Here is a 12,580-nt window from a genome sequence, read left to right as displayed (position 1 = left end):
ATCCCTTTCTCATTATAATATTGTTCTTTAGAGATAGGAAACAAATTTATATTGTCAAGACATTGACACATTTTCCCCACTTCCCTAAACTTATTGTGAACGACATTTTACTTAAAGGAGAAGGATGGTATGCCAACACCAGTACGTTCAAATACTCAAGCTGTTCATTATAAACAAGACTGGCGCGTTTGGTGGCGTTTATTGCGACCACATACGCTAACTGCAGCGTTCGTTCCCGTTTCCATTGGTACTGTGCTTGCAGTAGACGAAGCACCAATTCGCTTCTCTTTATTTTTGGCCATGCTTATTGCCTCATTGTTTATTCAAGCGGCAACAAATATGTTTAATGAATATTACGATTATAAACGTGGTCTCGATACACCAGAGTCCGTCGGTATCGGTGGAGCAATCGTGCGCGATGGCATTTCTCCAACAACTGTCTTGTTGCTCGCTTGGTCTTTTTTTGCTGTTGCTACGCTACTTGGAGTTTATATTTGTGTCAATAGTAGCTGGTGGCTAGCTGTAATCGGAACGATTTGCATGGCCGCTGGATATTTTTATACGGGCGGACCTGTTCCAATCGCTTACACCCCGTTCGGCGAATTAGCAGCAGGCTTTTTCATGGGGCTAACTATTATTTTAATTTCATTTTTTATCCAAACAGGTACGGTGACAACAACGCCTATTCTTGTCTCTGTTCCCATCTCTATTTTAGTTGCAGCGATTTTATTAGCCAATAACATCCGCGATTTAGATAACGATCAAAAAAGCGGTCGAAAAACGTTAGCCATTTTACTTGGAAGAAAACGTGCCATTCGGTTATTAGCCGGCATGTTTATTACATCATTTTTATGGATTGTATTGCTCACTTTTACAAACACAATTTCACCATGGACGTTGCTTGTATTTTTCAGCATTCCAAAAGCATGGCAAGCAACGAAAGGATTTATCGGAAAAACAAAGCCGATCGACATGATGCCAGCAATGAAAGCGACAGCACAAACAAATACACAATTTGGATTTTTACTCGTCATCGGCCTTTTCATTCATTATTGGTTACAATAGTTCCACAGAAAAAACCGTAGCCCAAAAGCTATGGTTTTTTCTTTTTGGTGAATACTATGCATAGTCGATCATAAAGGAGGGGTCATATTGCAACATTTATCTGCTTTACGCGAACGTTTATTACAAGAAAAACAACAAATTGAGCAACGATTGAAACAAAACGATCATTTTGGTCTTACCCGAACATCTGCTCATGACTCAGTTGGGGAGCTTTCAAACTATGATAACCATCCTGCTGATAGCGGAACAGAACTATATGAACGTGAAAAGGATATCGCATTAAACGAGCATACCGAACGTGAGCTTCACGATATTGATCGCGCGCTACAAGCGATGGAAAATGGAACGTACGGGGTTTGCCAAGTATGCGGAAAATCGATCCCATGGGAACGTCTTGAGGCCATCCCAACAACAACGTTTTGTAAGGAGCATAGTACCGATCAAGTCGTTTCACAACATCGTCCAATAGAAGAAAGTGTTTTGTTTCCTCCATTTGGCGAATTTGTCGTTCATGACGATGCAGAAACTTTTGATGCCGAAGATAGCTGGCAAAAAGTTGCACGTTTCGGTACATCAGAAACACCTTCGGATCTACAAGAGGATACTGTGCATTACGATCGAATGTATATCGATGCAGAAGAACAAATCGGTTACGTCGAACCGTTTGAAACATTTGCTGCAACAGACCTTTATGGGACCGGCATCACGGTTTATCCAAATATCGTCCATGAACAATATGAACAAATGCTTGACGACGAACAACTTATGTCTCCTCTTGGCGACCTTCCTGCATACGAAAAAGATCCTTATACTTCCTAAAAAAGTCCTGTGAGCATATGCTTACAGGACTTTTCCGTCAGTGAATATTCCAAATGTCTTGGGCGTATTCTTCAATCGTTCGATCGCTTGAAAAATATCCTGAACAAGCGATGTTCACGATGCTCATTTCTATCCATTTTTGACGATTTTTATACGTTGCCCCAACTTGCTGTTGCGCATCGGCATACGACGCGAAGTCGCGTAAAACAAAATATTGATCATTATGTGCAAGCAACGAATCGTAAATCGGTTCAAAATGATCATACACATCTGGAAAAAAGCCATTTACAAGCTGATTGACGACTTGATGAATACGTTGATCATGGTGATAATACCCATATGAATGATATCCACCGTTTGCATAATAGTGTAGCACTTCTTCTGCAGTTAATCCAAAAATAAACATATTGTCATGACCGACACGCTCTAAAATCTCAATGTTCGCCCCGTCGAGCGTTCCAATTGTAATCGCTCCGTTCATCATAAATTTCATATTTCCTGTGCCCGATGCTTCTTTACTGGCTGTCGAAATTTGCTCGCTTACATCAGCAGCGGGGAAAATTTTTTCCGCCAACGAAACACGGTAATTTTCTAAGAAAATAACCTTTAATCGTCCGTTAATTTGCTCATCGCTATTTACCTTTTGTGCAACGGAATTAATTAACTTAATGATCCGTTTCGCATAATGATATCCTGGGGAGGCTTTTGCTCCAAAAATAAACGTACGCGGATACATATCAAAATGTTCATCTTCTTTCAATCGGTTATATAAATGCATAATGTGCAACACATTTAATAACTGCCTTTTATACGCATGCAGTCGTTTGACTTGTACGTCAAAAATGGATGATTCATCAACAGCGACTCCTGTTTTTTCGTAAATATATGTTGCCAACTGTTGTTTATGATGATGTTTGACTTTTTCTAATTGTTCTTGGAATGCAGGATCGGTTGCATATCTTTTTAGTTGAATAAGCTGCTCTGGTTGCTTTATCCATTCTGTACCAATGGCCTCAGTAATAAGGGAAGTGAGCTCCGGGTTTGCTTTAAGCAACCAACGACGATGTGTAACGCCATTCGTTTTATTATTAAATTTTTCTGGAAAATATTCGTAAAATAATTTCATTTCACGATGCTTTAAAATTTCAGAATGAATTTTGGCTACACCATTCACACTATAGCTTCCTACAATCGCTAAATGAGCCATTTTCACAAGTCCATGAGCAATAATGGCCATTTCCTCAATCCGTTTCCAATCACCAGGATATCGATTCCATAAGTCGCGACAAAACCGTTCGTTAATTTCTTGTACAATCATATAAATTCTTGGCAAAAGCGGTTGGAAAATGTAAATAGGCCATTTTTCCAAAGCTTCAGACAATGTTGTATGATTTGTATAAGAAATCGTATTTGTCGTAATGTGCCATGCTTCATCCCATCCCATTCCTTCCTCATCTAACAAAATACGCATCAGTTCGGGAATAGCTAATACAGGATGTGTATCATTGACATGAATCGCCACGTGTCGATGGAAATGTTGTAAATGTCCGTACCTTTGACGATAATCACGCACAATGCTCCCGATGCTTGCAGCAACAAGAAAATATTGCTGTTTTAACCTTAAAATTTTCCCTTCATCGTTCGTATCGTCAGGATATAGGAATTCAGAAATAGCTTCCGTTTCTCGTTTATATTGCATGACATGTTTATGAAGTGGAAACTTCGCAGGCTCGGCACTCCACAATCGCAATGTATTTACAGTCGTCATATCATATCCAATGACAGGCATATCATAAGGAACCGCCATAACTTTTTCTGTATCATAATGTCGAAACGTTAATCGCCCATCTTGTTCGTAGCATTCTACTTTTCCCCAAAAATTAACTTCTACCGCTAAATCTTCTTTTTTTACTTCCCAAACGTTCCCGTGGCGCAACCATTGTTCAGGGAGTTCGACTTGATAACCATTCACTATTTTTTGATCAAACAAACCGTGCTTATAACGAATCCCTTGACCATGTCCAGGCAAATCAAGTGAGGCGAGAGAGTCTAAAAAACAAGCAGCTAGTCTCCCAAGCCCCCCGTTTCCTAACCCCGCGTCAATTTCCACTTCTTCAACATGAGCTAATTCAATTCCTAGCTCTTTCAATCCTTCTTCAACGATATCCCGTATGCCGAGATTTATTAAATTACTACCTAACAAACGCCCTAACAAAAATTCAATTGACAAATAATATACTTGCTTTTTATGCTCAGCACGATATCGTTCGTTCGTTTGAATCCACTGCTTGCTAATGTACTCGCGAATCATATGCCCTAACGTATTATACTGATCCAGAACAGTCGACTCCCAAAAACGCTTTCCATACATTATTTCTAACCGTTTCAAAAACGTTTGTTTAAACTCTTCTTTATTCGTGAACATAGATGCCACTCCCAGCCGTTAGTTCGCCGTATAGTTGATTGTATTTAAATGCCGATTTTGCCCAACTGTAATCGCGACTCATTGCCTGCTTCATAATCGTTTCCCATATTTCTTTTTGTTCATAAAATGAACGAGCTCGCTGAATTGTATATAACATGTCATGTGCATTAAAGTTTTTAAACGTAAAACCTGTTCCTTCTTTCGTAAATTCGTTGAAAGATTGTACCGTATCATTTAATCCACCTGTTTCGCGAACGATCGGCACAGCTCCGTAACGCATCGCAATCATTTGTCCAAGCCCACATGGTTCGAACTGTGACGGCATTAAAAACATGTCCGCACCAGCATAAATTTGATGAGCAAGCTGTTCGGAGAATCCAATATATACGCGAACCCGATCTGGATATGTCATCGCCATCTCATGAAAGAAATGTTCAAACTCCCATTCTCCTGTTCCAAGAATGATCATTTGGACATTTTGAGCAATGATCTCATGAAATACACATGTCACTAAATCTAGGCCTTTTTGTTTTGTGAGCCGCGAAACAATGGCGATAATTGGAATATCTTCTTCTGACGGCAATGAAAAATGTTGTTGGAGAGCTCGTTTATTAATGCTTTTACGCGCAATTGTCGTCACATCGTACGGCACTGCAATATATGGATCTTTTTTTGGATTATATATTTCATCATCAATCCCATTTAAAATTCCAACTAAATGCGAACTTCTCGCTCGCAACAGCCCGTCAAGTCGCTCACCATAATACGCTGTTTGAATTTCTTCTTTATACGTCGGGCTAACCGTTGTAATCATATGTGCCGAGACAAGTGCCCCTTTCATAAAACTAACATGTCCATAAAACTCTAAATGTTCGATCGAAAAATAACGCTCACTTAAATTGAGTAAATCCCCTAAAATGTCACGTGGAAAAATACCTTGGAATTGCAAATTATGGATTGTAAATACTGTTTTCATTTGCTCATAAAATGAACTTTTCGCATATTCTTCGCGCAACAAAAACGGAATCATTCCTGTATGCCAATCATGACAATGGATGACATTCGGTTGAAAATCAATGACTGGAAGAGAGTCGAGAACGGCTCGACAAAAGTATGAAAAACGTTCGCCGTCATCATAATGCCCGTATAATGAATCCCGCTTGAAATAATATTCGTTGTCAACGAAATAGTACGTAATTCCTTCATATTCTAATTGTTCAATTCCACAATATTGTCTTCTCCAACCAACGCGAACAACAAGTTCGGCAATTTTATTCATTTTTTGCCGCATATGCTGTGGAATGAGGCCATATTTCGGCAACATAACACGCACATCTGTCCCGAGCTTTTTTAACTCTTTTGGCAATGCTCCAGCGACATCAGCTAAGCCGCCTGTCTTCACAAATGGTACGCATTCTGATACAACAAATAATACTTTCACGATTTCATCAGCGCTCCTTGTATAGTCCCTTTTCGAATGACGATTGGCTGCTCCGGTGTCCCGATCAGTTTTACTCCGTCGCCAATACGAGCATCTTTATCAACAATCACATATTCAAGATAACAATTCTCACCGAGCTGACTTTTTTGCATAATAACGCTATGTTTCACAACAGTTCCTTTTCCTATTTTTACTGATCTCGAAATAATGCTATTTTCAATTTCCCCTTCAATGACGCATCCGTTTGCGATCATTGCATTACGCACGCAAGCATGCGACGTATATTTTGTCGGTGGCTCATCTTTTACTTTTGTATAAATAGGTCTTCCTTTTAAGAACAATTGTTTCCACACATCTGGTTGAAGAAGTTCTAAACTATGATAAAAATAACGTTCGATGCTATCAATGACCGCAACATACCCATCATATTCATAATCACATACTGTTAATCCATTTGTTTGATCATTGGCAACATCAACAATACTTTGATAATGATTTCTTTGTTGGTTAGCGATCAAATCGAGTAACAACGATGTTTCTAAAATAAACATGTCGAGCGATTGACCATGATGACATATACGAGTAATATCGCACTCGCTCATGATGTGGCGCCGTAACACTTCTTCATAGTCAATGTTGCACACCGTATAGCTGTTACAAATAAGTGCATACTTTTGTGTACTTCGTAAAAAATAGTCGATATGTTGCTGAAAATGTTGAAACGAACCGATATGAGAAATCGGAAGGTCCGGTGAAGGGAAAAAGAATAATCCGTCACGTTTGCGATTAAGATACCAGTTTTTACCTGAACCAAGGTGATCCATGAGCGAACGATATTGATACCTCGGGAAGATAGCAACACTTTCAATACCGGAATTAACCATATTTGATAAAACAAAATCAATTAATCGATACCGTCCGGCAAACGGAACAGCTGCAATGGAACGATGAATCGTCAAATCATCCATTTCTCGCTTATATGTCGTTGCATCAATGACCCCAAGCATTAATTTTCCCACATTTTTTCATCCCCTCTCCCTGAAAAATGTCCCAAAAGCTCCTCTGTCACAAGAATGACTTCCCCGTCATATGGATCCGCACAAATGAAAGTTCCATCCGGAATTTCCATATTTGGCGGAACAATCGCTTTTTCAATGTATACATTTTTCCCAATTACCGCATTAGGCATAACAACACAATCTTTTACTGTTGCACCTTGTGAAATGTACACCCCTTGGAACAATACAGAATGTTCTACATTCCCTTCAACGATGCATCCTTCATTCACTAAAGACTCTTTTACTCGCGCATATGGAGCAATATATTGCGGAGGTTTATTCGGGTTTACAGAATAAATACGCCACGTATGATCAAACAAATTTAATGCCGGGGTATCTTCAAGTAAATCCATATTCGCTTCCCATAAACTTTTTACCGTTCCGACATCTTTCCAATATCCTTTAAATGGGTAAGCAACAAGCCGCTTCTTTTCATTGATCAGCAAAGGAATGATATCTTTGCCAAAGTCATGGCTCGAGCGATCATTTCGATTGTCCATTTCCAAATACTCTTTTAAAACAGACCATTTAAAAATATAAATGCCCATAGACGCTAAATTGTTTTTCGGATGCGCTGGTTTTTCTTCAAACTCTATAATTTCCATATCTTCATTTGTGTTCATAATTCCAAAGCGACTCGCTTCTTCCCACGACACTTCAATGACAGAAATCGTCACATCGGCCTTTTTCTCAATATGATATTGCAACATATCCGCATAGTTCATTTTATAAATATGATCGCCAGAAAGAATGAGCACATGCTCTGGATCATACTGTTTCAAATAGTTTAAGTTTTGATAAATTGCATTTGCTGTCCCTTTATACCATCGCATTTCTGACAACTCAGCATATGGGGGGAGAACCGTTACCCCTCCGTTTTTCCGATCCAAGTCCCATGCACTTCCAATCCCAATATACGTATTTAGCTCCAACGGCTGATATTGAGTGAGCACCCCAACGGTATCAATGCCAGAATTAGCACAATTGCTTAATGTAAAATCAATAATCCGATATTTCCCACCAAACGGAACAGCTGGCTTAGCTAAATTTTTTGTCAATAAACTTAGTCTACTCCCCTGTCCCCCTGCGAGTAGCATAGCGACGCACTTTTTTCGTACCATCGCTTTCCTTTCCCTCCCTTTTTCTTGTTGGACGTAAAATCGTTATGGCATACGGTGGAATGGTCATGCGAATATGATACGGCTTCCCATGATATGGTTCTTCGTATGCGACAAGCGGCTTTTTGTTTATATGCCCAGCACCACCGTACATGACATCATCACTATTGAATACTTCTCGATACGACGTAGGCATTGGCACGCCAATTTTGTAATCGTCGTACACGACATTTGTAAAATTACAAACGACAATTAACACGTCTTCTTCTTTTTTACCTCGCCGAATAAAAGAAAAAATACTTTGCTCAGCGTTGTTGACATCAATCCACTCAAATCCACTTGGATCATGATCACATTCATATAATGCTTTTTGCTTTTTATAAAAATGCGTGAGGGATTTCACGTAATCATCCATTTTTCGGTGCATATCAAAATCAAATAACATCCAATCGAGCTGTTCTAAATCTTTCCACTCATCAAATTGTCCAAACTCTCCCCCCATAAACAACAGTTTTTTTCCTGGATGCGTCATGAAATATCCATAAAGTAGACGAAGTTGAGCAAATTTATCCCAGTAATCACCTGGCATTTTATTTAGTAATGATTTTTTTCCGTGCACCACTTCATCATGGGATAAAGGCAAAATAAAGTTTTCCGTATAAGCATACAACAATGAAAACGTCATTTTATGATGCATATGTTTCCGTTCATTCACGCTCGTTTTCATATAACTTAACACATCGTTCATCCAGCCCATATTCCATTTGTAGTTAAATCCTAAACCCCCATCATACGTCGGTGCTGTCACTTTCGGCCAATCAGTCGAGTCTTCGGCAATCATTAACACATCTGAATCAAAAGCAAACACAACTTCGTTTAATTTTTTTAAAAATGAAATCGCATATGGGTTTGGATGCAGTACGTCGCTATTTGGCCAATAAAGCATATTCGCAACCGCATCAACACGAAAACCGTCAATATGGTAATGCTCCAACCAAAATAAAGCGTTCGAAATTAAAAAACTATGCACTTCTGGCTTTCCTAAATCGAAATTTGCTGTTCCCCAAACAATATTTTCACGATCTTGCATATTCATATATTCATATGTTGGCTCACCGTCAAACATATATAGTCCATGTGCATCTTTACAAAAATGTCCAGGAACCCAATCTAAAATGACACCAATTCCTTCTTGGTGACAACGATCAATAAAATACATGAGATCGTGCGGCGTTCCATAACGGCTTGTCGCGGCATAGTAACCCGTCCCTTGATATCCCCATGAACGGTCTAGCGGATGCTCGATAAGCGGCAACAGTTCGATATGAGTAAATCCATGTTCAACGACATAAGGAATTAACTCGTCTGCCATCTCCGTATATGTATAAAACTGTCCGTCATTTTTCTTTTTCCACGTACCAAAATGGACTTCATAAATAAACAGCGGTTGATCATAAATGGGTTTACGTTTCTTTTTTCTTTGCCACGCTTGATCGTTCCATTTATATCCTTCTAACTGATATACAATCGAGGCGGTGTGAGGGCGTTCTTCTGCATAAAAAGCATATGGATCTGCTTTAAGAAGCGTGCGTCCATCTTTTGTTATGATTTCGTATTTATATAAATGCCCTTCTAAATTTTCAGGAACAACAATCATCCATACTCCTTGGTCGTTTATTTTTTCTAATTTATATTGCTCCCCGTTCCAATGATTAAAAGTCCCAACGAGACGAACTTCTTTTGCGTGCGGCGCCCATACACAAAAACGTGTTGTGATCATTCCACTTTGTTTTATGATATGTGCCCCAAATAGTTGATAGCTTTGATAAAATGTTCCTTCATGAAACAAATGCATCTGCAAATCGGTTGGGCTCATTGTCAACAAATGTTCATCCATCCTTTCTTGTATTGAGTACGAAAACAATTCCGTACTGAATATATTACACTAGGTCATATAAAATTCCTGTAAGAAAATTAAGATATTTTCCGACAATGTTCAACAAATCACATGCTAAATGTGGCGAAATGAAAATCAATACGAACGTCCATAAAATTGTCGTTTGATTATCAAATGATAATTATATATAATATTTTATAGTAATTATTTTTTATATTTTTTTATATTTATTATAAATAATAATGGGGGTGTTTATATGTACGATTTTCATCATTTGCCACATATAAAAGTGCAGACAACATCAAAAAAAGCACTTTGGACGACATTATTATTAACCGCTTTTTTCACGATTGTGGAAGTCATAGGGGGCATTTTATCAAATTCCCTTGCTTTATTGTCAGACTCGGCACATATGGCATCTGATGTAATTGCGTTAAGTTTAAGCATGGTCGCCATCCATCTTGCTTCTCGTCCCTCGAACAAAACATTTACGTTTGGCTATTTACGTTTCGAAATTATCGCCTCATTTTTAAATGGTCTCGCACTTGTGATCATTGCTATTGGTATTTTCATTGAAGGAATTCGTCGCTTCGTTCATCCTGAAAACATCGAGTTTTCCTTCATGCTAACAATCGCAACGATTGGATTTGTTGTCAATCTCGTATTAACCATCGTTTTAAGCAGAAGTATGAAAGAAGAAGAAAATTTAAATGTAAAAAGCGCCTTATGGCATTTCATTGGCGATTTGCTCAGTTCCATTGGTGTCATCATTTCAGCAATTTTGATTTACTTTACGAAACTATATATTTTCGATCCACTGATCAGCATAGTCATTGGGGCAATTATTTTTATAGGTGGGGCAAAAATTGTCCGTGAGTCGTACTTTATTCTGATGGACGCTGTTCCACATCAATTTGATATCGAACGCATTCGTTCTGATATTCTTTCTATCGAAGGAGTAGAAGATGTGCATGAATTGCATATTTGGGCCATTTCGACTGATCATTATTCCCTTACTACACACGTTCTCATTAACGAACATATCGAACCATTTCGCATCGTTTTAGCCATTAATGAAATGTTAAAAGAACGATATAATCTCTCACATGTCACAGTTCAAGTCGAACATCCATCTATTCACCCACATGGTGAATACGGGAAACAATTTTTAGACAAAAAATAAATTTGAGCAAAATGTAAAAAGGACATCCCATATCAATTATGAGATGTCCTTTTTATAGTGACCCGTACGGGATTCGAACCCGTGTTACCGCCGTGAAAGGGCGGTGTCTTAACCACTTGACCAACGGGCCGTATGTGGCAATGGCGGAGAAGGCGGGATTTGAACCCGCGCGCCGCAAAAAAGCGACCTAACGGTTTAGCAAACCGTCCCCTTCAGCCACTTGGGTACTTCTCCAAATGGCTCCGCAGGTAGGATTCGAACCTACGACCGCTCGGTTAACAGCCGAGTGCTCTACCACTGAGCTACTGCGGAATAAAAACGTAAGTATTTAGGAAGACAAATGGGCCTAAGTGGACTTGAACCACCGACCTCACGCTTATCAGGCGTGCGCTCTAACCAGCTGAGCTATAGGCCCACGTAAGCGGGTGATGGGAATCGAACCCACGACATCAGCTTGGAAGGCTGAGGTTTTACCACTAAACTACACCCGCACAATTAAAATAAATGTGATGGGGCGACTAGTGGGAATCGAACCCACGAATGCCAGAGCCACAATCTGGTGCGTTAACCACTTCGCCATAGCCGCCACAATGATGCCGGCTGCAGGACTTGAACCCGCAACCTACTGATTACAAGTCAGTTGCTCTACCAATTGAGCTAAGCCGGCATAACATAAGGCAATATGAAACTACATATGGCGGAGGAGGAGGGATTCGAACCCCCGCGCGCCTTTCGACGCCTCTCGGTTTTCAAGACCGACCCCTTCAGCCAGACTTGGGTACTCCTCCGTATAATATGAACATGGTGGACCTTGTAGGACTCGAACCTACGACCGGACGGTTATGAGCCGTCTGCTCTAACCAGCTGAGCTAAAGGTCCTAAGCTAGTAGCGGCGGAGGGAATCGAACCCCCGACCTTACGGGTATGAACCGTACGCTCTAGCCAGCTGAGCTACGCCGCCATTATAAGAAATATGGTGGAGCCTATCGGGATCGAACCGATGACCTCCTGCGTGCAAAGCAGGCGCTCTCCCAGCTGAGCTAAGGCCCCTTAAAAATGGTCGGGAAGACAGGATTCGAACCTGCGACCCCATGGTCCCAAACCATGTGCTCTACCAAGCTGAGCTACTTCCCGTCCTCATGATGATATAAACATGGCGCGCCCGAGAGGATTCGAACCCCTAACCTTCTGATCCGTAGTCAGATGCTCTATCCAATTGAGCTACGGGCGCATATAAAGTGCCGAGGGCCGGACTCGAACCGGCACGGTAGTCACCTACCGCAGGATTTTAAGTCCTGTGCGTCTGCCAATTCCGCCACCCCGGCATGGCATATTGGAGCGGAAGACGGGACTCGAACCCGCGACCCCCACCTTGGCAAGGTGGTGTTCTACCACTGAACTACTTCCGCATTATGCGGGTGGAGGGACTTGAACCCCCACGCCAGAGGCGCCAGATCCTAAGTCTGGTGCGTCTGCCAATTCCGCCACACCCGCATCATGGTGAGCCATGGAGGACTCGAACCTCCGACCCTCTGATTAAAAGTCAGATGCTCTACCTGCTGAGCTAATGGCTC

General features: G+C 40.5%; 8 protein-coding genes and 17 tRNA genes. 3 read left to right on the top strand and 22 right to left on the bottom strand.

Annotated elements, in window-relative coordinates; all coding sequences use genetic code 11:
• Positions 1–129 precede the first annotated feature (129 nt).
• Entirely contained in the window at positions 130–1,065 is a 936-nt protein-coding gene (locus ABEV15_RS03400) for a 1,4-dihydroxy-2-naphthoate polyprenyltransferase (RefSeq protein ID WP_498852350.1), read from the top strand.
• 87 nt (positions 1,066–1,152) lie between these two features.
• Complete coding sequence (locus ABEV15_RS03395) at positions 1,153–1,884, top strand: yteA family sporulation protein (protein ID WP_429630350.1); 732 nt, start codon at positions 1,153–1,155, stop codon at positions 1,882–1,884.
• A 37-nt stretch (positions 1,885–1,921) separates the two neighbouring features.
• Here the strand turns inward: ABEV15_RS03395 and ABEV15_RS03390 are convergent, their stop codons facing one another.
• Genes ABEV15_RS03390 through glgB form a run of 5 tightly spaced genes read right to left on the bottom strand, consistent with a single transcriptional unit; the run spans position 1,922 to position 9,823 of the window.
• Positions 1,922–4,309, bottom strand: a complete 2,388-nt coding sequence (locus ABEV15_RS03390; RefSeq protein ID WP_498852349.1) for a glycogen/starch/alpha-glucan phosphorylase — start codon at positions 4,307–4,309, stop codon at positions 1,922–1,924.
• A complete protein-coding gene (gene glgA, locus ABEV15_RS03385) occupies positions 4,296–5,750 on the bottom strand; it encodes a glycogen synthase GlgA (RefSeq protein ID WP_498852348.1) in 1,455 nt (484 codons plus the stop codon). The genes ABEV15_RS03390 and glgA overlap by 14 nt, the downstream gene beginning before the upstream one ends.
• Positions 5,747–6,769 carry a GlgC family sugar phosphate nucleotidyltransferase gene (locus ABEV15_RS03380; RefSeq protein WP_498852347.1) on the bottom strand — a complete coding sequence of 341 codons (1,023 nt, stop codon included), beginning with the start codon at positions 6,767–6,769 and terminating at the stop codon, positions 5,747–5,749. The genes glgA and ABEV15_RS03380 overlap by 4 nt, the downstream gene beginning before the upstream one ends.
• Complete coding sequence (locus ABEV15_RS03375) at positions 6,757–7,929, bottom strand: glucose-1-phosphate adenylyltransferase (RefSeq protein WP_498852346.1); 1,173 nt, start codon at positions 7,927–7,929, stop codon at positions 6,757–6,759. The genes ABEV15_RS03380 and ABEV15_RS03375 overlap by 13 nt, the downstream gene beginning before the upstream one ends.
• The gene (gene glgB, locus ABEV15_RS03370) at positions 7,877–9,823 is read right to left on the bottom strand and encodes a 1,4-alpha-glucan branching enzyme (protein ID WP_429630360.1); all 1,947 of its coding nucleotides are present in this window, start codon (positions 9,821–9,823) and stop codon (positions 7,877–7,879) included. The genes ABEV15_RS03375 and glgB overlap by 53 nt, the downstream gene beginning before the upstream one ends.
• Positions 9,824–10,079: 256 nt before the next feature.
• Between glgB and ABEV15_RS03365 the strand changes: the two genes are divergently transcribed.
• Entirely contained in the window at positions 10,080–11,006 is a 927-nt protein-coding gene (locus ABEV15_RS03365; protein WP_498852345.1) for a cation diffusion facilitator family transporter, read from the top strand.
• Positions 11,007–11,064: 58 nt separating this feature from the next.
• On the opposite strand, the gene ABEV15_RS03360 is transcribed toward ABEV15_RS03365, so the two are convergent.
• From ABEV15_RS03360 to ABEV15_RS03280, 17 genes are all read right to left on the bottom strand, one after another.
• Positions 11,065–11,136 (bottom strand) — tRNA-Glu (locus ABEV15_RS03360).
• A gap of 11 nt (positions 11,137–11,147) precedes the next feature.
• Positions 11,148–11,240 (bottom strand) — tRNA-Ser (locus tag ABEV15_RS03355).
• 3 nt (positions 11,241–11,243) lie between these two features.
• Positions 11,244–11,318, bottom strand: a tRNA-Asn gene (locus ABEV15_RS03350).
• A 29-nt stretch (positions 11,319–11,347) separates the two neighbouring features.
• Positions 11,348–11,421: transfer RNA gene (locus tag ABEV15_RS03345), tRNA-Ile, on the bottom strand.
• 5 nt (positions 11,422–11,426) lie between these two features.
• Positions 11,427–11,497, bottom strand: a tRNA-Gly gene (locus tag ABEV15_RS03340).
• A gap of 19 nt (positions 11,498–11,516) precedes the next feature.
• Positions 11,517–11,592 (bottom strand) — tRNA-His (locus tag ABEV15_RS03335).
• 8 nt (positions 11,593–11,600) lie between these two features.
• Positions 11,601–11,673: transfer RNA gene (locus ABEV15_RS03330), tRNA-Thr, on the bottom strand.
• 28 nt (positions 11,674–11,701) lie between these two features.
• Positions 11,702–11,794: transfer RNA gene (locus ABEV15_RS03325), tRNA-Ser, on the bottom strand.
• 14 nt (positions 11,795–11,808) lie between these two features.
• Positions 11,809–11,885: transfer RNA gene (locus tag ABEV15_RS03320), tRNA-Ile, on the bottom strand.
• A gap of 8 nt (positions 11,886–11,893) precedes the next feature.
• A tRNA-Met gene (locus ABEV15_RS03315) sits at positions 11,894–11,967 on the bottom strand.
• Positions 11,968–11,980: 13 nt separating this feature from the next.
• Positions 11,981–12,056 (bottom strand) — tRNA-Ala (locus tag ABEV15_RS03310).
• A gap of 7 nt (positions 12,057–12,063) precedes the next feature.
• A tRNA-Pro gene (locus ABEV15_RS03305) sits at positions 12,064–12,140 on the bottom strand.
• 20 nt (positions 12,141–12,160) lie between these two features.
• Positions 12,161–12,237, bottom strand: a tRNA-Arg gene (locus ABEV15_RS03300).
• Between the two features lie 8 nt (positions 12,238–12,245).
• A tRNA-Leu gene (locus ABEV15_RS03295) sits at positions 12,246–12,331 on the bottom strand.
• Positions 12,332–12,340: 9 nt separating this feature from the next.
• A tRNA-Gly gene (locus tag ABEV15_RS03290) sits at positions 12,341–12,415 on the bottom strand.
• Between the two features lie 4 nt (positions 12,416–12,419).
• Positions 12,420–12,500, bottom strand: a tRNA-Leu gene (locus ABEV15_RS03285).
• Positions 12,501–12,504: 4 nt separating this feature from the next.
• Positions 12,505–12,580: transfer RNA gene (locus ABEV15_RS03280), tRNA-Lys, on the bottom strand.

The sequence above is a fragment of the Bhargavaea massiliensis genome, from assembly GCF_050480245.1.
Lineage (GTDB): Bacteria > Bacillota > Bacilli > Bacillales > Anoxybacillaceae > Anoxybacillus.
This window is presented reverse-complemented; position numbering and strand designations above follow the sequence as displayed.

What these genes read in the sequence shown, in the direction of transcription:
- ABEV15_RS03400 (WP_498852350.1), top strand. Translation starts at nt 130, where the DNA reads ATGCCAACACCAGTACGTTCAAATACTCAAGCTGTTCATTATAAACAA.
- ABEV15_RS03390 (WP_498852349.1), bottom strand. Translation starts at nt 4,309, where the DNA reads ATGTTCACGAATAAAGAAGAGTTTAAACAAACGTTTTTGAAACGGTTA.
- ABEV15_RS03375 (WP_498852346.1), bottom strand. Translation starts at nt 7,929, where the DNA reads ATGGTACGAAAAAAGTGCGTCGCTATGCTACTCGCAGGGGGACAGGGG.
- glgB (WP_429630360.1), bottom strand. Translation starts at nt 9,823, where the DNA reads ATGGATGAACATTTGTTGACAATGAGCCCAACCGATTTGCAGATGCAT.
- ABEV15_RS03365 (WP_498852345.1), top strand. Translation starts at nt 10,080, where the DNA reads ATGTACGATTTTCATCATTTGCCACATATAAAAGTGCAGACAACATCA.